Origin of the sequence: Pseudocitrobacter sp. RIT415 (assembly GCF_003057695.2) — a bacterium.
GTDB lineage: Bacteria > Pseudomonadota > Gammaproteobacteria > Enterobacterales > Enterobacteriaceae > Pseudocitrobacter > Pseudocitrobacter faecalis.
In genome coordinates this window covers 107430-126232 of record NZ_QBJC02000005.1, presented here as the reverse complement: position 1 = coordinate 126232, position 18803 = coordinate 107430, and the positions used below count along the sequence as shown (strand labels likewise).

Here is an 18803-nt window from a genome sequence, read left to right as displayed (position 1 = left end):
GGGTCTTTGCAGTTCTTTAGCGGCAATGGAGAAATCCTGTCAGCCGTTTTCAAATCTTTACCGCGTGGCCGGGATAATGGTGAACGGTTTAACCGGACAAACCACTGGCTTATCCTGCCAGGCTGCCACAGGAAGTGATAATAATGAGAACACGAACACAACATGAACCCTGGCTGTTGGCGCTGCTCAGCGTCGCCCGCCACTATCGCCTCGATTTTTCCGAAGAGAACGTTCGCGTTGCGGTGAATCAGGGCCACAATCATTCAGCGCGCGAAATACAGGAAGATATCGCGCGCCAGTTGGGGCTGGGGCTACGTTACACGCCGCCCGACCTGACGCTTATCGACCCCTGGCGACTGCCGCTGATTGCCGTGCTCGACAATGACGCCGTTGCGGTGATCTCGCGCATGGACGGCGAAGGCAATTTTATCCTGCTGATGAGCGGCGACGGCGAGCAGCAAACGGTGGTCAACCGCGACGAGCTGGCTTCCCGCCTGACGTCGCTGGCCGTGGCGAGGCCGCAGGATACCATTCCTGACGTGCGCGTCGATGAGTACATCAAACCCTATAAGAAAAACTGGTTCTGGCAGCTGGCGCTGAAAGACTGGCGTCGTTATAGCGATATTATGCTGGCTGCGCTGGTGGCTAACGTACTGGCGCTGAGCGGCATGATTTTTTCGATGCAGGTGTATGACCGCGTGGTGCCCTCTCAGTCAGAAGCAACCTTGTGGGTACTGTTTGGCGGCGTGATGCTGGCGATTACCTTTGAATTCACCATGCGTATGATTCGAGTTCATATTTCCGATATCGTTGGGAAAAGAGCTGACTTGCGCATCTCGGATCGCGTCTTTGCGCGCGCTTTGCGCCTGAAAAATAACGCCCGTTCCAAATCGACCGGGACGTTTATTTCCCAGTTGCGTGAACTGGAATCGGTGCGAGAACTGATCACCTCTACCACCATCAGTACGGTCAGTGATATCCCATTCTTCCTGTTGTTTGTCTTCATTTTGTGGATGATTGGCGGCCCGCTGGTCTTCGTGGTGCTGCTGGCAATCCCGCTGCTGTTAATCCCCGGCATGCTGATTCAAAAACCCCTGTCGAAGCTGGCTAATGACGGCATGCGAGAAAGCGCAATCCGCAACGCCACGCTGGTGGAGGCGGTGCAGGGCATTGAAGATATTAAACTGCTGCGCGCCGAACGCCGCTTCCAGAATCAGTGGAACAACAGTAACGATGTTGCCGCGTCTATCAGCATGAAGCAGCGCTGGCTCACGGGGTTATTGATGACCTGGACGCAGGAGGTGCAGTCGATTGTTTATGCAGTGGTGCTGCTGGTGGGCTGCTATCTGGTGATGAACGGCGATATGACCACCGGTGCGCTGGTGGGAACGTCGATTCTGGCCTCGCGCACTATCGCGCCGCTGGCGCAGATCTCTGGTGTCTTATCGCGCTGGCAGGCAGCGAAAGTGGCGCGCAAAAGCCTTGATGAACTGATGAAGCGCCCGGTGGATCAGCCGGAGCCGCGCGAGCGCGTGCATCGTACCAATCTGAACGGTAACTACCTGCTTGAAAATGTGGGTTTTTACTACGATGAAGAGGAAAAAGTTAACGTCCTGACGATACCGAAGCTCGAGATTAAAGCCGGTGAGAAAGTGGCGATTCTTGGGCGCAACGGCTCGGGTAAAAGTACGCTGCTGCAACTCTTAGCCGGGATGCAGGATCCGCAGACAGGCACGGTTCAACTTGATGATATCAGCCTGCCGTTGCTGGATGTTGCCGATGTGCGGCGTGACATGGCGTTTCTCAGCCAGAATGCGCGTCTCTTTTTCGGCTCGGTGCGCGAAAACATCACCATGGGCAGGCCGCTGGCCTCTGATGACGATATCCAACGCGCGCTGGCCATGAGCGGGGCGCTGGAGTTTGTACGTCAGCAGAAAAATGGCCTCAACTATCAAATTCTGGAAGGGGGATTTGGCCTCTCGGGTGGACAACGTCAGGCGCTGCTGCTGGCGCGCATGCTGATTACGCAACCGAATATTGTGCTGATGGATGAGCCAACGGCCTGGCTGGATGAAATTAGCGAACAGCGTTTGATTGGGCATCTTGAGCAATGGATTGGCCGTCGCACGCTGGTGATTGCCACCCATCGCCTGGCGATCCTCCATCTGGTCGATCGCATTATCGTGCTGGATAAGGGCAAAGTGGTTATGGATGGCCCGCGCGATATCATTCTTAAGCAGCAACGTCCCGCTGAGGCGGCAAAACCGGCACAGACCGTTCGGCGTGCCACATTGAATCGCTCGGCGGCGGACAGCAGCAAGGAGGAGACGGTATGAGACGCGAAGATCTCTATGATGGACACTTCAATGAGCCTCCCTTGCCGCGCGCGACGATTGTCGCCTGGGCGCTGGCCCTGCTGCTGGCGCTTTTTGTGGTCTGGGCCTGGTTTTTTGAACTCGACGAGGTGACGACCGGTAGCGGAACCGTGGTGCCTTCCTCCCGCGAACAGATTATTCAGTCGCTGGAAGGCGGCATTTTAACGCGCCTGAGTGTGAAAGAGGGCGATATCGTTGAACGTGGGCAGGTGCTGGCACAGCTCGACCGTACCAAAACGGAGTCCGGCGTGCAGGAGAGTATTTCTCGCTACAACGCTGCGCTGGCGCGCGCCGCGCGGTTGAATGCGGAAGTCAACGATACCCCTCTGACCTTCCCGGAAGAGTTGCAGCATTATTCTTCGTTGATCGCGCAGGAAACGCGTCTGTATGAATCACGTCGCAGCAGTTTAACGGAAGGCATTAAGGGGCTGCGTGAGGGCATCGTGCTGGTCGATCGCGAACTGGCGATGACCCAACCGTTAGTGCGCAAAGGGGCGGCCAGTGATGTGGAAGTGCTGCGTCTGCAACGGCAAAAAAACGATCTTAACAGCCGTATCACCGAAATGAACACGCAATATTATGTTCGGGCGCGTGAGGAATTATCGAAAACGGAGGAGGAAATTGCGGCTCAGCGATCCGTCATTCGTGGACGTACCGATTCTCTCGATCGTCTGGAATTTACTGCGCCGGTCACTGGTATTGTAAAAGATATCGAAGTGACCACCGTGGGCGGCGTCATCCCACCGAATGGCAAATTAATGAGTATGGTACCGCTTGACGATCAGATGCTGATTGAAGCGCATATTTCACCGCGAGATGTCGCATTTATCCATCCCGGCCAGGAAGCGTTGGTAAAAATTACCGCTTATGATTATTCCATTTATGGAGGGCTGAGTGGTGAAGTTGTCATGATATCGCCCGATACGATTCAGGATGATGTGAAGCGCGATGTTTACTATTACCGCGTTTATATTCGCACTGACCACAACTTTGTTGAGAATAAAAATGGCCATAAATCCCCCATTTTTCCGGGCATGATTGCGACGGTGGATATCCGCACCGGCAGTAAAACGGTACTCGATTATTTGATTAAACCGTTTAATAAAGTGCAGGAAGCGTTACGCGAGCGGTGATGGTACCCTAACCCTCTCCCTGAGCGTGTGCCAATGGTTAAATTAGCGCGGTTTTCTCCCTCTCCCTGAGGGAGAGGGCCGGGGTGAGGGGGGAAAGCTCACAAACCCACTCCCCTCCCAATTTCCCACTAATTCCCCTGTTTTTTATTTTCCACCTGATAATACCACCCGAAATTATATTCTATAAATATTCATGTTTACCGTTTGTGTACTATTTTAGTGCATGATCATTTTACGTTAATAAAATGTTTTATCAGGATTGTCTAATTTCGAATTCATACATCAAATAAGCCAACTTGATCCTGTTTTTACATTTTGTTACATGTACCCGCTGTCCATTTCTGAATATTTCAATAACGTATGAATCGCTTCACAAAGAAGCACGTATGAATAGTCAATTTGCACCGTTCATACTCTTAAAACTAAATATAATGATGGTGGCTTAATATGAAAAAAATTCTCGCAGTCGTTATTCCTGCCATTCTGGCCGCAGGCGCAGCACACGCAGCAGAAATCTATAACAAAGACGGAAATAAACTCGATTTATATGGCAAGGTTGATGCTCGCCATATTTTCTCTGACGACAAAGGTGCCGATGGCGATAACACCTATGTTCGTTTCGGTTTCAAAGGGGAAACGCAGATCAATGACCAACTGACCGGTTACGGCCAGTGGGAATACAACATTCAGGGTAACAAAACCGAAGACGGTGCGGACACCGCAACCCGTCTGGCGTTTGCCGGCCTGAACGCAGGCGAATACGGCAGCTTCGACTATGGTCGTAACTACGGCGTTATCTACGACGTAGAAGCCTGGACCGATATGCTGCCGGTGTTCGGCGGGGACTCCTACACCCAGACCGACGGCTTCATGACCGGTCGTGCGAACGGCCTCGCGACCTACCGTAACACCGGCTTCTTCGGCCTGGTTGATGGCCTGAACTTTGCTATCCAGTACCAGGGCAAGAACGGTGGCAGCGGTGAAACCAACAATGGTCGCGATAACGTGCTGAAGCAGAACGGCGAAGGTTGGGGCGGTTCCGTATCCTACGAATTTGCTGAAGGCTTCGCGGCTTCCGCGGCGTACTCCGGTTCTAAGCGTACCGACCAGCAGCAGACACGTACTCAAAACACCGCAGAAAACGCAGAAGCCTGGGCGGGTGGTCTGAAATATGACGCGAACAACCTGTACCTGGCGGCAACCTACGCGGAAACCCGTAACATGACCGGTGGTTCGTATGATTCCAATACCATCGCGTTCGATAAAACCAAAAACATCGAACTGGTAGCCCAGTATCAGTTTGATTTCGGTCTACGTCCATCCATCGCCTATTTGCAGTCTCGCGGCGACCATAATGGCTCCGGCGATATGGATATCGTGAAATATATCGAAGTTGGCGCGAACTACTACTTCAATAAAAACATGGCCGTCTATGCAGATTATAAAATCAACCTGCTCGACAGCGATAATGCCAATGTTCAGCGTCAGGGTCTGAATACAGATAACCAGGTCGGTATCGGCGCTGTTTACCAGTTCTGATTAGCCTGAATACGCCAGCATTGACGCTGGCGTAAGCTTTACAACCCTCAATGCCTGTTATTTGCCGGATGACATTATGTTATTCGGCAAATAATTTTTAGCCTTTTTCCTGCTGTCCTTATCTCTGTCATTCCTTTATTATTGCGCGTCGAAAAAGTGCGCAGCGCAGGAAAGAGTGAGATTTTGCTGAAGACCATCCCATTACCGTTAACCCTTCTGATGGGCATGTTCCTGACAGGCTGTCACTCCTCGCTTTCCAGCAATCCCGTTGACACGCTGGATACCAATACTTCACTACACACGCTCTGCGACGCCCCCCTCGACCGCCAAATAGCGCAACTTTCCCGCAATCATTTTGCTCGCCAGCGTTCCACCGCGCTGGTGATCGGCGTGATTTCACATAATCAGCCGCCACAACTCTTCAGCTATGGTTTTACGGATTCCGATAGACGCGTGCCGGTTACCGGCGATACGCTTTTCGCTTTAGGGTCGGTGACTAAAGGCGTGACCGCCGAAATTGCCGCCCTACAGGTGCAGAGAAATAAGCTGACGTGGCATTCGACGCTCCACGAATTATTTCCTTCTGCGAAAGAGCTGAGTCCGGACGCGCAAAAGATTACCGTCGAGCAACTTGCCAGCCATACGGCGGGTTTGCCAAGACAGGCTTTTGATTTACCGATGCTGGGTAAACTGGTGCGCTATGTTTTTACCGGTGAACAGTTTTACGATGACCTGGATCGCGGTGAGTATCAGGATTATCTCAGCACCTTCCGCGCGCCGGATAACGTTCAGGTGAATTATTCCAATCTGGGTTACGCCATTTTAGACAGTGCGCTTGAGCAAAGTGCCTCGCGAACGATTCCCGAAATGGCACAGCAGGATATATTCACCCCGCTAAAAATGTTGCACACGGGCTACGTGCCGGAAACACTCCCCGGTTATATTCTGCGTGCGCGTGGTCAGGCGGGCGACCAGCCTAAGTTTATTGCCCGTGGTGAAGTGGTACCGGAGTGGCGCTTCAGCCATGATATGGTCGGCGCCGCGTCGCTATGGTCAACAGGAAACGATCTGCTGGGTTATTTGCAGGCGCATCTCTCCGGCTCCGGTGACACCCAACTGGATCACGCATTTGCCGATGCCATGACACTTCGCCGCTTCCAGAGTGATGACAATGCCGCGGCCCTGGGCTGGCTCGGCTATTCCGCCTATGGTCAAACGCTGCTTTACCAATCCGGTTTTATTGGGGGGTACAGCAGTTATATCGGCCTGGATAAACGCCACGGCAACGCCATCGTGGTACTGCAAAACAGTTTTAACTGGCAGAACGATATTGGTCATCGCCTGTTGTTGCGCATGGCGGTCGCCAGCGATCATCCCCGGATCTGCGCGGCGCAGTAACCCGCGAGCCCGCTTGTTGCCGCTACGTGTGTCGCGAAATGGTCATATCGCGCGCGATTGACCCATGACAAGGCGGCGCTGTTCCTCTGCTCCGTATAATCAGGCCTGTTTGCTCACTGATGGTATGAAAAATGGCTTATCAACTTAACCTTAACTGGCCGGAGTTTCTTGAGAAATACTGGCAGAAAAAACCTGTTGTACTGAAGAAAGCGTTCGCTGACTTTGTTGATCCGATCACCCCGGATGAACTGGCTGGCCTGGCGATGGAACCCGAAGTCGACAGTCGACTGGTAAGCCATGCCAACGGAAAATGGCAGGCGAGCAATGGCCCGTTTGAGCATTTCGATGGCTTAGGTGAGACGGGCTGGTCGCTGCTGGCGCAGGCGGTAAACCACTGGCACGAACCGTCGGCGGAGCTGGTGCGCCCGTTCCGTGTCCTGCCGGACTGGCGTCTGGATGATTTAATGATCTCCTTCTCCGTGCCGGGCGGCGGCGTGGGCCCGCATATCGATCAGTATGATGTGTTTATTATTCAGGGCATGGGCAGCCGCCGCTGGCGCGTGGGTGACAAACTGCCGATGCGCCAGTTCTGTCCGCATCCGGCTTTGCTGCATGTCGATCCGTTTGAACCGATCATCGATGAAGATCTGGAGCCGGGCGATATCCTTTATATTCCGCCGGGATTCCCGCACGACGGTTTCACCCACGAAACGGCGCTGAACTATTCCGTTGGCTTCCGTGGGCCTAACGGACGCGATCTGATCAGCAGCTTTGCTGATTACGCGCTGGAAAACGATCTCGGCAGCGAACACTACAGCGATCCGGATCTGACCGTGCGCGATCACGCAGGGCGCATTGAAGAGTATGAACTTGAGCGCCTGCGCGGAATGATGATCGAGATGATCAGCAAGCCGGACGATTTTAAGCAGTGGTTCGGAAGCTTTGTCACCACGCCGCGCCATGAGCTGGATATCGCCCCGGCAGAGCCGCCTTACGCGCCACAGGAAGTGGTAGACGCGCTGATGGACGGAGAAACGCTGGTGCGTTTGAACGGACTGCGTGTGCTGAGCGTGAACGGCAGCGTTTTCGTTAACAGTGAGCCGCTGGATGTCAGTGACGCGGCGGCGGCTGATGCGCTCTCCCGTTATACGACGCTTGGTAAAGCTGAGCTGGGCGAGGCGTTAACTAACCCGGTGTTCGCTGATGAGCTGACGGCGTTGATTAATCAGGGATATTGGTTCTTCGACGAGTAGTGCGCTTTTCCCCCTCACCCTAACCCTCTCCCTCAAGGGAGAGGGGATTGATTGTGCACGGTGTTGAGTCCTGCGCCGGTTTCCTCCCTCTCCCTGCGGGAGAGGGCCGGGGTGAGGGCATCGGTGCGCACATTTCCCCTCACCCTAACCCTCTCCCTCAAGGGAGAGGGGATTGATTGTGCACGGTGTTGAGTCCTGCGCCGGTTTTCTCCCTCTCTCTGTGGGAGAGGGGACCGATTGTGCACATTGCTAAGTGCTGCGCCGGTTTTCTCCCTCTCCCTGTGGGAGAGGGCCGGGGTGAGGGCATCAGCGCGCACACTCCCCCCATTTTGCATTTCCCCACCATACGCGGTATAACAACACCTTCATCTGGATGTTTAGATGTCCATACGTTTAGAAGGTCATAATGCAAACAACACAACAACAAGGTGGGCAACTCAAGCGCACCATGAAAACGCGTCACCTGATAATGCTGTCGCTGGGTGGCGTCATTGGCACAGGGCTATTTTTCAACACCGGCTATATCATCTCGACCACCGGCGCGGCGGGAACATTACTGGCCTATCTGATTGGTGCGCTGGTCGTCTGGCTGGTGATGCAGTGCCTCGGCGAACTCTCCGTTGCAATGCCGGAAACCGGGGCATTTCATGTTTACGCCTCCCGCTATCTCGGCCCGGCAACCGGGTATGCTGTCGCCTGGCTTTACTGGCTTACCTGGACAGTCGCGCTCGGTTCCAGCTTTACCGCCGCTGGCTTCTGTATGCAATACTGGTTTCCGCAGGTTCCCATTTGGGTGTGGTGTTTACTGTTCTGCGTGCTGATCTTCGGATTAAACGTTATCTCTACGCGCTTCTTTGCCGAAGGTGAATTCTGGTTCTCGCTGATCAAAGTGATCACCATTATTGCTTTCATTATTCTCGGCGGTGCAGCCATCTTTGGTTTTATCCCGATGCAGGACGGTTCACCGGCGCCAGGGTTGCATAACATTACCGCTGAAGGCTGGTTCCCCCACGGTGGCTTGCCAATCCTGATGACCATGGTGGCGGTGAACTTCGCCTTCTCAGGTACTGAACTCATTGGCATTGCCGCCGGGGAAACGGAAAATCCGCACAAGGTTATTCCTGTTGCCATTCGCACCACCATTGCCCGTTTGATTATCTTCTTTATTGGCACCGTTTTTGTGCTGGCGGCGCTGATCCCCATGCAGCAGGCTGGCGTAGAGAAAAGTCCGTTTGTGCTGGTCTTCGAAAAAGTCGGGATTCCGTATGCGGCGGATATCTTTAACTTTGTCATTCTGACGGCGATTCTGTCGGCCGCGAACTCGGGGCTTTATGCCTCCGGGCGCATGCTGTGGTCGCTTTCTAATGAACGCACGTTACCGCACTGTTTTTCTCGCGTGACGAAAAACGGCGTGCCGCTGGTGGCGTTATCGGTGAGTATGCTGGGTGGCGTGCTGGCGCTCTTTTCCAGCATCATTGCGCCGGATACGGTGTTTGTTGCGCTGTCGGCCATTTCCGGGTTTGCCGTTGTCGCGGTGTGGCTTAGCATTTGCGCCTCGCACTTGGTCTTCCGTCGTCGCCATTTGCAACAGGGCCGGGCGCTGAGCGAATTGCAGTACCGCGCGCCGTGGTACCCGCTGGTGCCGGTGTTGGGCTTTATCCTTTGTCTGGTCGCCTGTGTGGGCCTGGCGTTTGACCCGAGCCAGCGCATCGCGCTTTATTGTGGGTTGCCGTTTGTCGCGCTGTGCTATGGCGCTTATTATCTGACGCGTTCCCGTCAGCCTGTTCAGGAGATCCAACATGCCGCAGAGTAATCCGTTAACCGCCATTCTCGACGCTGAACCGTTCGTATTGCTGGATGGCGCAATGGCCACCGAACTGGAAGGGCGCGGTTGTAACCTGGGCGATAGCCTGTGGTCGGCGAAAGTGTTGATGGAAAATCCGACGCTGATTCGCGATGTGCATCTCGACTATTTCCGTGCCGGGGCGCGGGTGGCGATAACCGCCAGCTATCAGGCGACACCCGCGGGTTTTGCAGCGCGTGGGCTGGATGAAGCACAGTCTCGCGCATTAATTGCCCGTAGCGTTGCACTGGCGCAAGAAGCGCGAGAGCGGTATCTAACGGAAAATCCGCAGGCGGGAACGTTGTTGATTGCTGGCTCGGTTGGGCCATATGGCGCGTATCTGGCCGATGGTTCGGAGTATCGCGGTGATTATCAACGTAGCGCGGAAGAATTTCAGGCATTTCATCGCCCTCGCGTAGACGCCTTGCTGGAGGCTGGGGCCGATCTGCTGGCCTGCGAAACGCTGCCGTCGTTTGCGGAAATCTCGGCGCTGGCGGCATTGCTGGCGGAATATCCCGAAGCCCGTGCCTGGTTCTCTTTCACGCTGCGCGATGCGCAGCATCTGAGCGATGGCACGCCATTGCAGGATGTGGTGGCGGCGCTTTCCCGCTATCCGCAAATTATTGCGCTAGGCATTAACTGTATCGCGCTGGAAAACACCAACGACGCACTCGGCCATCTGCATAGCCTGACACCGCTTCCGCTGGTGGTGTATCCCAATTCCGGCGAGCACTACGATGCGGTAAGTAAAACCTGGCACCATCACGGTGAAGCGTGCGATACCTTAGCGCACCATTTACCGCAATGGCTGGAGGCGGGGGCGAGGCTGATTGGCGGTTGCTGTCGGACGACGCCTGCGGATATTGCGGCATTAGCGGCAGTTCGTGGGCACTGATGCATTCCCCCTCACCCTCAAGGGAGAGGGGCCGATGGTGCCCGCTGATTTTCTCCCTCTCCCTGTGGGAGAGGGCTGGGGTGAGGGGATAATCCACCGCTTTCCCCATTTTCCATCTATCTAATCCCACTTTTTTTCTAAAAACGAAAAGGCATTAACAAGACCTTTTAATTCCTTTATCAAAATTCAACGCCCGGAAATACTGCACCCATAACAAGACACAGAGGGAGCAGACAATGGCTATTTCATCGCGTATTTCACTATTCGCCGCCGCCGCACTGATCGCATTTCAGGCACAGGCCGTGGACGTTACTATCGCATACCAGACTTCCGCCGAACCGGCGAAAGTCGCGCAGGCGGATGACACTTTCAGCAAACTGAGCGGTGCAAAGCCGGACTGGCGCAAGTTCGACAGTGGCGCGAGTATCGTTCGGGCACTGGCCTCGGGCGACGTACAAATCGGGAATCTTGGCTCCAGCCCGCTCGCGGTCGCGGCCAGCCAGCAGGTGCCTATTGAAGTCTTCCTGCTTGCCTCGCAGCTCGGTAATTCCGAAGCGCTGGTGGTGAAGAAAAACATCACCAAACCGGAAGATTTAATCGGTAAACGTATTGCCGTGCCGTTTATCTCCACCACCCACTACAGCCTGCTGGCCGCGCTGAAACACTGGGGCATTAAGCCTGGGCAGGTGCAAATTCTCAACCTTCAGCCACCGGCGATTATTGCCGCCTGGCAGCGTGGCGATATTGATGGTGCTTATGTCTGGGCCCCGGCGGTTAATGAGCTGGAAAAAGACGGCACCGTGCTGACTGATTCGGAAAAAGTGGGCCAGTGGGGATCGCCAACGCTCGACGTGTGGGTCGTGCGTAAAGACTTTGCTGAGAAGCATCCTGACGTGGTACGCGCGTTCGCGAAAAGCGCTATTGATGCCCAACGTGCATACATCGACAACCCGGAAGCCTGGCTTAAGCAGCCGGATAACATCAGCAAGCTGGCGCGCTTAAGCGGCGTACCGGAAGCGGATGTACCGGGGTTGGTAAAGGGAAATACCTATCTCACCGCCGACCAGCAGGCAAAAGAGCTGAACGGCCCGGTTAACAAGGCCATTATCGACACCGCCGAATTCCTCAAAGCGCAGGGGAAAGTGCCTGCGGCGGCGACGGATTACAGTCAGTACGTGACCGATCGCTTTGTGAAATAAGGAGTCTGTGATGCTGCAACTTTCTCATCTTTATGCCGATTACGGCGGTAAGCCGGCGCTGGAGGATATCAACCTCACGCTGGACAGCGGTGAACTGTTGGTGGTGCTTGGCCCGTCAGGCTGTGGCAAAACCACGCTGCTGAACCTGATTGCCGGATTTGTACCGTATCAGCAGGGCAGCATCACGCTCGGTGGAAAACGTGTAGACGGGCCGGGCGCAGAGCGCGGTGTGGTCTTCCAGAACGAAGGGCTGCTGCCGTGGCGCAATGTGCAGGACAACATCGCGCTGGGGCTTCAGTTGAGCGGAATGGCGAAGGCCGAACGGCTGGAAATCGCCCGCGAAATGCTGAAGAAAGTCGGGCTGGAAGGGGCGGAAAAACGCTTTATCTGGCAGCTTTCCGGCGGTCAGCGTCAGCGTGTCGGAATCGCCCGCGCACTGGCGGCAAACCCGCAGTTACTCCTGCTGGATGAACCGTTCGGCGCGCTGGATGCTTTTACCCGCGAACAGATGCAAACCCTGCTGCTGAAACTGTGGAATGACACCGGTAAGCAGGTCATGCTGATTACACATGATATTGAAGAAGCAGTCTTTTTAGCGACAGAACTGGTGTTGCTTTCTCCGGGGCCGGGCCGCGTGATGGAGCGCTTGCCCCTCGACTTCGCCCGTCGTTACGTGGCAGGGGAATCCTGCCGCAGCATTAAATCAGACCCGCAGTTTATCGCCATGCGCGAGTACGTACTGAGCCGGGTATTTGAACAACGGGAGGCCTTCTCATGAGCGTCGTTGCCAATGATAAACCGCGCCTGAAAACGGTGAAGTGGCGCTGGCCGCTTTCCCGCCAGATAACGTTAAGCCTGGCGACGCTGCTGGTGCTGTTAACGGTATGGTGGGCGGTGGCCGCCCTTCAGCTTATCAGCCCACTCTTTCTGCCGCCGCCGGGGCAGGTGCTGCAAAAACTGATTGTTATTGCCGGGCCGCAGGGCTTTATGGATGCCACCCTGTGGCAGCACCTTTCGGCGAGCCTGGCGCGTATTCTGGTCGCGTTGCTGGCCGCTGTGCTGGTTGGCGTCCCTGTGGGAATTGCAATGGGCCTGAACGCCACGGTGCGCGGCATTCTGGATCCAATTATCGAACTTTACCGCCCGGTGCCGCCGCTGGCCTACTTGCCGCTGATGGTTATCTGGTTCGGTATCGGGGAAACCTCGAAGATCTTGCTGATCTACCTGGCGATTTTCGCCCCGGTCGCTATGTCGGCGCTGGCTGGTGTAAAGAGTGCGCAGCAGGTACGCATTCGCGCTGCGCAGTCGCTGGGCGCCAGCCGTCGCCAGGTGCTGTGGTATGTGATTCTGCCAGGCGCGCTGCCGGAGATCCTCACCGGGCTGCGTATTGGCCTGGGCGTAGGCTGGTCGACGCTGGTTGCGGCTGAACTCATCGCCGCCACGCGCGGATTAGGATTTATGGTGCAATCTGCTGGTGAGTTTTTAGCGACGGATGTCGTGCTGGCAGGCATTGCGGTGATTGCGATTATCGCGTTTGTATTAGAACTGGGGCTGCGCGCATTGCAGCGTCGTCTGACGCCCTGGCATGGAGAAGTGCAATGAGTGAACGCCTGACTGTTACCCCACTGGGGCCGTATATTGGTGCAGAAATTAGCGGTGTGGATTTAACCCGCCCGCTGAACGATAACCAGTTCGAACAGCTTTATCATGCAATGCTGCGTCATCAGGTCATTTTCTTGCGTAATCAGGTGATTACCCCTGAACTACAGCGTGACCTCGCATTGCGATTTGGCGATCTGCATATTCACCCGGTATATCCTCACGCGCCTGGCGTGGAGGAAATTATCGTTCTGGATACGCATGACAATAATCCACCGGATAACGATAACTGGCATACCGACGTCACGTTTATCGACACGCCGCCTGCGGGCGCGATCCTGGCGTCGAAAGAACTACCTTCTACCGGCGGTGATACGTTATGGGCAAGCGGTATTGCGGCGTGGGAGGCGCTATCTGAGCCGTTCCGTAAACTGTTAAGCGGATTGCAGGCAGAGCACGATTTTAAGAAATCGTTCCAGGAATATAAATACCGCAAAACCGAAGAGGAGCATCAGCGCTGGCTGGAAGCAGTGGCCAAACATCCGCCATTGTTGCATCCGGTGGTGCGCACGCATCCGGTAACGGGCAAGCAGGCGCTGTTCGTTAACGAAGGATTTACGACGCGAATTGTGGATGTGTCGGAGAAAGAGAGCGAGGCGCTGCTGAGTTTTCTGTTTGCGCATATCACGAAACCAGAATTTCAGGTGCGCTGGCGCTGGCAGCCAAACGATGTGGCGATTTGGGATAACCGTGTCACGCAGCACTACGCCAATGCCGATTATTTGCCGCAGCGACGGATTATGCACCGGGCAACGATTCTGGGGGATAAGCCGTTTTATCGTGCTTGATGGGGGAAATGTGCGGGCTGATGCCCTCACCCCGCCCCTCTCCCACAGGGAGAGGGAGAAAACCGGCGCAGCACTTAACAACCGTGCACAATCAGTCCCCTCTCCCTTGAGGGAGAGGGTTAGGGTGAGGGGGAAAAGCCGGTGCAGAACTTAACAACCATGCACAATCACTCCCCTCTCCCTTGAGGGAGAGGGTTAGGGTGAGGGGGAAAACCACCCACTATCGCAGGATTTTCTTCTCAGCCAAATCCAGCGCAAAGTAGCTAAAGATAAGATCCGCACCCGCGCGCTTAATCGCACCCAGACTTTCCAGCACGACTTTCTCTTCATCAATCGCACCCGCCTGAGCGGCGAATTTGATCATCGCGTACTCACCGCTCACCTGATATGCACCAATCGGCAGCTCTGTACGTTCACGAATATCCCGCAGAATGTCCAGATACGGACCCGCCGGCTTCACCATCAGACAATCTGCACCTTGTGCTTCATCAAGTAGTGATTCTCGTATTGCCTCGCGGCGGTTCATAGGATTCATCTGATAGGTTTTACGGTCACCTTTCAGTGCTGTGCCTGCCGCTTCGCGGAACGGGCCATAGAACGAGGAGGCGAATTTAGTGGAGTAGGACATGATTGCGGTATCGGTAAATCCGGCAGCGTCCAGCGCCTGACGGATTGCCTGCACCTGACCATCCATTGCCGCAGACGGCGCGATGAAATCTGCACCTGCCGCTGCGGCAACCACCGCTTGCTTGCCCAGATTCAGCAGGGTTGCATCGTTATCCACACCGTGATCGCATAGCACGCCGCAGTGGCCGTGAGAGGTATATTCGCAGAAGCAGGTGTCGGACATGACAATCATTTCCGGTACGGCGTCTTTACAGATGCGCGACATACGCGCCACGAGGCCGTCTTCCTTCCAGGCATCGCTGCCGGTGGCGTCGGTATGATGTGAAATACCGAAGGTCATTACCGAGCGGATACCCGCATTCGCAATACGTTCGATTTCGCGGGCGAGATGTTTCTCCGGGATACGCATCACGCCTGGCATGGCGTCGATGGCCTTGTAGTCGTTGATCTCTTCTTCAACAAAGATCGGCAACACCAGGTCGTTTAAGCTCAGTGTTGTCTCTTCAAACATAGCGCGCAGCGCTGGCGAGCGGCGCAGACGGCGTGGGCGAGTGATTAAATCGGTCATGATTTGCCTGATGTTTGTGGAACAGACCTCCATTGTAACCGAATCATCACCGGGATGTTTTACTAAAGTTGTGCTTATAAAGGGGGAAGGCAGGGGGTGGGTAGCGCCGCAAATGTCAGGAATATCTTAAATTATTTCAAATGATGAGTGATGATATTTTTACGCGTTTTTTATATATAAGGTTTTATTTGGTTTTAATGGTATTCATAGATACTAATTTTATTTTTGATGGTGTTGAGTGTTTTTGTTTTTTTATAGTTTTGATGAATTGTTTTTTCAAATTTTGGTGATGAATAATTATGTTTTTTTTCTTTGATGAGAAATGAGGGGGCTTTAGGCTGGTGAGTGGTGTTATGTATTGAAAGTATTGGAGTTAATTCTTACTGCGCTGCACCTTTATTATTTATTTAAGTTGTCCGGATACAGACATTAAGTAAAGATTAATTGAACCTTTTACTTCGTGCATCGCATAATCGTGAGGCAACAATCTCTTTATTGCATTGTTAATTGATGGACCAACGAATATACGTCCCTGAGGAGGGATGACAAATGCACTCCTGGAAAAAGAAACTTGTAGTATCACAATTAGCATTGGCTTGCACTTTGGCAATCGCCTCTCAGGCAAATGCTGCGACAACTAACGACATTTCTGGCAAAACTTACAATACCTTCCACCATTACGATGATGCCACTTATGCAGATGGCGTCTACTATGATGGCTATGTAGGTTGGAATAACTACGCAACCGACAGCTTTTATAACGGCGATATCTATCCTGTTATTAACAACGCAACTGTCAATGGCGTAATTTCTACTTTCTATCTGGATGATGGTATCTCTACCAACACCAACGATAACAGCCTGACAATTAAAAACAGCACCATCCACGGCATGATTACTTCCGAGTGCATGACCAAGGATTGTGCTGAAGGCCGCAGTACTGGCTATGTGTACGATCGTCTGACTCTGACTGTCGATAACTCGACTATTGACGATAACTACGAACATTATACTTACAACGGTAAGTATACTGACGGTACCGCAGATACCCACGTTGTTGATGTTTATGATATGGGTACTGCCATCACTCTGGATCAAGAAGTTGATCTGGCTATTCGTAATAACTCTCATGTAGCAGGTATAACCCTGACTCAGGGTTATGAATGGTCAGATGTCGACGATAATACCGTTGCTACTGGTGTCAACAGCCAGGAAGTATTCAACAACACGATCACTGTTAAAGATTCTACCGTGACCTCTGGTTCATGGACTGATGAAGGAACGAATGGTTGGTTTGGTCATACGGGCAATGCCAGCAATTACAGCGGTGATGTTACTGCTGACGATATTGCAATTGCAGCAATCGCTAATCCGTATGCTGACAACGCTATGCAGACTACTGCAACCTTCGACAATTCAACCCTGATGGGCGATGTTGTTTTCTCCAGCAACTTTGATGAAAACTTCTTCCCGAATGGTGCTGATAGCTATCGCGACACCAATGCTGACGTAGATACTAATGGTTGGGATGGCACAGACCGTATGGATGTGACTCTGAACAACGGTAGTAAGTGGGTTGGTGCGGCAATGTCTGTGCATCAGGTTGATACCGATGGTGATGGTACTTACGATGGATATGCAGCTGGCACTGAAGCCACTGCAACTCTGATCGACATCGCGGCTAACAGCCTGTGGCCTGCTTCAACTGTTGGTATTGATGATTCCAACACTGCTTATAATGAAAACGATCACATTGTTGGCAACGAAGTTTACCAGAGCGGCCTGTTCACCGTGACTCTGAACGGTGCTTCAGAATGGGATACCACTAAAACTTCTCTGATTGATACCTTAAACATTAATAGCGGTTCTCAGGTTAACGTCGCGGATTCTTCTCTGGTATCTGACACCATCTCCCTGACCGGTGGTTCTTACCTGAATATTGGTGAAGACGGCCATGTTGCTACTGATACGCTGACCATCAACAACAGTACCGTTAAAATGTCTGATGATGTTTCTGCGGGCTGGGGTGTAACTGATGCAGCTCTGTACGCGAACACCATTACCGTGACTAACGACGGTCTGTTGGATGTGAACGTTGATCAGTTCGATGCTAACCCGTTCCAGGCTGATACCCTGAATCTGACCAGCACTACCGATACCGCCGGTCATATCCACGCGGGTGTGTTCGATATCCATAGCAGCGATTATGTAATGGATACTGACCTGGTCAACGACCGCACCAACGACACGTCTAAATCTAACTACGGTTACGGTGTTATCGCTATGAACTCTGATGGTCACCTGACTATCAATGGCAATGGCGACAACGACAGCACGACTGCATCTGTAGAAGCGGGTCAGAACGAAGTTGATAACGCTGGCGACCACGTGGCTGCTGCAACCGGTAACTACAAAGTTCGTATCGACAACGCTACGGGTAAAGGTTCTATCGCAGACTACAAAGGCAACGAGCTGGTTTATGTCAACGACAAAAACAGCACCGCTACCTTCTCTGCTGCCAACAAAGCTGACCTGGGTGCATACACCTATCAGGCACAGCAGAAAGGCAACACGGTTGTTCTGCAACAGATGGAGCTGACCGATTACGCGAACATGGCGCTGAGCATCCCGTCTGCAAACACCAATGTGTGGAACATGCAGCAGGATACCCTGAACAATCGCCTGAACACCTCTCGTCATGGCTTTGAAGACAATGGCGGCGCGTGGGTGAGCTACTTCGGTGGCAACTTCAACGGCGACAACGGCACCATCAACTATGACCAGGATGTCAACGGCATCATGGTCGGTGTTGATAGCAAAATCGACGGTAACAACGCGAAATGGATCGTTGGTGCTGCAGCTGCATTCGCCAAAGGCGACATGAATGACCGCACTGGTCAGGTGGATCAAGACAGCCAGTCTGCCTATGTCTACTCTTCTGCACGCTTCGCGAACAACATCTTTGTTGATGGCAACTTAAGCTACAGCCGCTTCAACAACGACCTGAGCGCAACCATGAGCAATGGCGAATACGTGGATGGCGACACCACTGCCGATGCATGGGGCTTTGGCTTGAAACTGGGCTACGACTGGAAAATCAACGACGCGGGTTACGTAACGCCGTACGGTGCGATTTCTGGCCTGTTCCAGTCTGGCGATAGCTACAGCCTGAGCAACGGTATGGATGTAGGTAGCCAGGACTACGACAGCCTGCGTTATGAACTGGGCGTTGATGCTGGTTACACCTTCAACTACGGTGACCAGGCTCTGACGCCTTACTTCAAACTGGCTTATGTGTATGACGATGCTAACAACGATACCAACGTCAATGGCGACAACATTGACAACGGTGTTGAAGGTTCCGCAGTACGCGTAGGCGTGGGCAGCCAGTTCAGCTTCACCAAAAACTTCAGCGCTTACACCGGTGTTAACTACCTCGGCGGCGGCGATGTTGATCAGGATTGGGGCGCAAACGCTGGTGTTAAATACACCTGGTAATGGCTCTCCGGTAGACGGGGAAGGCAAC

13 protein-coding genes are annotated in these 18803 nt (G+C 53.5%); 12 read left to right on the top strand and 1 reads right to left on the bottom strand.

What is annotated here, in order from left to right; all coding sequences use genetic code 11:
* The first annotated feature begins 143 nt into the window (after positions 1-143).
* The 11 genes from DBY68_RS07475 to tauD all read left to right on the top strand — a co-directional run bounded on the left by DBY68_RS07475 (position 144) and on the right by tauD (position 14082).
* On the top strand, positions 144-2336 hold the full coding sequence (locus tag DBY68_RS07475; protein WP_108474763.1) for a type I secretion system permease/ATPase: 2193 nt from the start codon (positions 144-146) through the stop codon (positions 2334-2336).
* A complete protein-coding gene (locus DBY68_RS07470; protein ID WP_108474764.1) occupies positions 2333-3508 on the top strand; it encodes an HlyD family efflux transporter periplasmic adaptor subunit in 1176 nt (391 codons plus the stop codon). The genes DBY68_RS07475 and DBY68_RS07470 overlap by 4 nt, the downstream gene beginning before the upstream one ends.
* 447 nt (positions 3509-3955) lie before the next feature.
* Positions 3956-5047 (top strand): porin OmpC, encoded by a 1092-nt coding sequence (gene ompC / locus DBY68_RS07465; RefSeq protein WP_108474765.1) that lies wholly within the window; start codon positions 3956-3958, stop codon positions 5045-5047.
* Positions 5048-5230: 183 nt separating this feature from the next.
* A complete protein-coding gene (locus tag DBY68_RS07460) occupies positions 5231-6445 on the top strand; it encodes a serine hydrolase domain-containing protein (RefSeq protein WP_233503881.1) in 1215 nt (404 codons plus the stop codon).
* Between the two features lie 131 nt (positions 6446-6576).
* Positions 6577-7698 (top strand): cupin domain-containing protein, encoded by a 1122-nt coding sequence (locus DBY68_RS07455; RefSeq protein ID WP_108474766.1) that lies wholly within the window; start codon positions 6577-6579, stop codon positions 7696-7698.
* Positions 7699-8104: 406 nt separating this feature from the next.
* On the top strand, positions 8105-9511 hold the full coding sequence (gene mmuP, locus DBY68_RS07445) for an S-methylmethionine permease (RefSeq protein WP_108474768.1): 1407 nt from the start codon (positions 8105-8107) through the stop codon (positions 9509-9511).
* The gene (gene mmuM, locus DBY68_RS07440) at positions 9498-10436 is read left to right on the top strand and encodes a homocysteine S-methyltransferase (RefSeq protein ID WP_108474769.1); all 939 of its coding nucleotides are present in this window, start codon (positions 9498-9500) and stop codon (positions 10434-10436) included. The genes mmuP and mmuM overlap by 14 nt, the downstream gene beginning before the upstream one ends.
* A 236-nt stretch (positions 10437-10672) precedes the next feature.
* Positions 10673-11635, top strand: coding sequence for a taurine ABC transporter substrate-binding protein (tauA, locus tag DBY68_RS07435; RefSeq protein WP_108474770.1), 963 nt, complete (start codon positions 10673-10675; stop codon positions 11633-11635).
* Positions 11636-11645: 10 nt separating this feature from the next.
* Positions 11646-12413, top strand: coding sequence for a taurine ABC transporter ATP-binding subunit (gene tauB / locus DBY68_RS07430; protein WP_108474771.1), 768 nt, complete (start codon positions 11646-11648; stop codon positions 12411-12413).
* Positions 12410-13237, top strand: a complete 828-nt coding sequence (tauC, locus tag DBY68_RS07425; protein WP_108474772.1) for a taurine ABC transporter permease TauC — start codon at positions 12410-12412, stop codon at positions 13235-13237. Before tauB ends, tauC begins: the two co-directional genes overlap by 4 nt.
* A complete protein-coding gene (gene tauD / locus DBY68_RS07420) occupies positions 13234-14082 on the top strand; it encodes a taurine dioxygenase (RefSeq protein WP_108474773.1) in 849 nt (282 codons plus the stop codon). The genes tauC and tauD overlap by 4 nt, the downstream gene beginning before the upstream one ends.
* Before the next feature lie 220 nt (positions 14083-14302).
* On the opposite strand, the gene hemB is transcribed toward tauD, so the two are convergent.
* Positions 14303-15277, bottom strand: a complete 975-nt coding sequence (gene hemB, locus DBY68_RS07415; protein WP_015965655.1) for a porphobilinogen synthase — start codon at positions 15275-15277, stop codon at positions 14303-14305.
* A 549-nt stretch (positions 15278-15826) separates the two neighbouring features.
* On the opposite strand from hemB, the gene ehaB reads away from it, so the two are divergent.
* A complete protein-coding gene (gene ehaB / locus DBY68_RS07410; protein ID WP_108474774.1) occupies positions 15827-18775 on the top strand; it encodes an autotransporter adhesin EhaB in 2949 nt (982 codons plus the stop codon).
* Positions 18776-18803: the final 28 nt, after the last annotated feature.

Bases quoted from the DNA above. Each gene is read 5' to 3' on its own strand.
- DBY68_RS07475 (WP_108474763.1), top strand. From the start codon at position 144: ATGAGAACACGAACACAACATGAACCCTGGCTGTTGGCGCTGCTCAGC.
- DBY68_RS07470 (WP_108474764.1), top strand. From the start codon at position 2,333: ATGAGACGCGAAGATCTCTATGATGGACACTTCAATGAGCCTCCCTTG.
- ompC (WP_108474765.1), top strand. From the start codon at position 3,956: ATGAAAAAAATTCTCGCAGTCGTTATTCCTGCCATTCTGGCCGCAGGC.
- DBY68_RS07455 (WP_108474766.1), top strand. From the start codon at position 6,577: ATGGCTTATCAACTTAACCTTAACTGGCCGGAGTTTCTTGAGAAATAC.
- mmuP (WP_108474768.1), top strand. From the start codon at position 8,105: ATGCAAACAACACAACAACAAGGTGGGCAACTCAAGCGCACCATGAAA.
- mmuM (WP_108474769.1), top strand. From the start codon at position 9,498: ATGCCGCAGAGTAATCCGTTAACCGCCATTCTCGACGCTGAACCGTTC.
- tauA (WP_108474770.1), top strand. From the start codon at position 10,673: ATGGCTATTTCATCGCGTATTTCACTATTCGCCGCCGCCGCACTGATC.
- tauB (WP_108474771.1), top strand. From the start codon at position 11,646: ATGCTGCAACTTTCTCATCTTTATGCCGATTACGGCGGTAAGCCGGCG.
- tauC (WP_108474772.1), top strand. From the start codon at position 12,410: ATGAGCGTCGTTGCCAATGATAAACCGCGCCTGAAAACGGTGAAGTGG.
- tauD (WP_108474773.1), top strand. From the start codon at position 13,234: ATGAGTGAACGCCTGACTGTTACCCCACTGGGGCCGTATATTGGTGCA.
- hemB (WP_015965655.1), bottom strand. From the start codon at position 15,277: ATGACCGATTTAATCACTCGCCCACGCCGTCTGCGCCGCTCGCCAGCG.
- ehaB (WP_108474774.1), top strand. From the start codon at position 15,827: ATGCACTCCTGGAAAAAGAAACTTGTAGTATCACAATTAGCATTGGCT.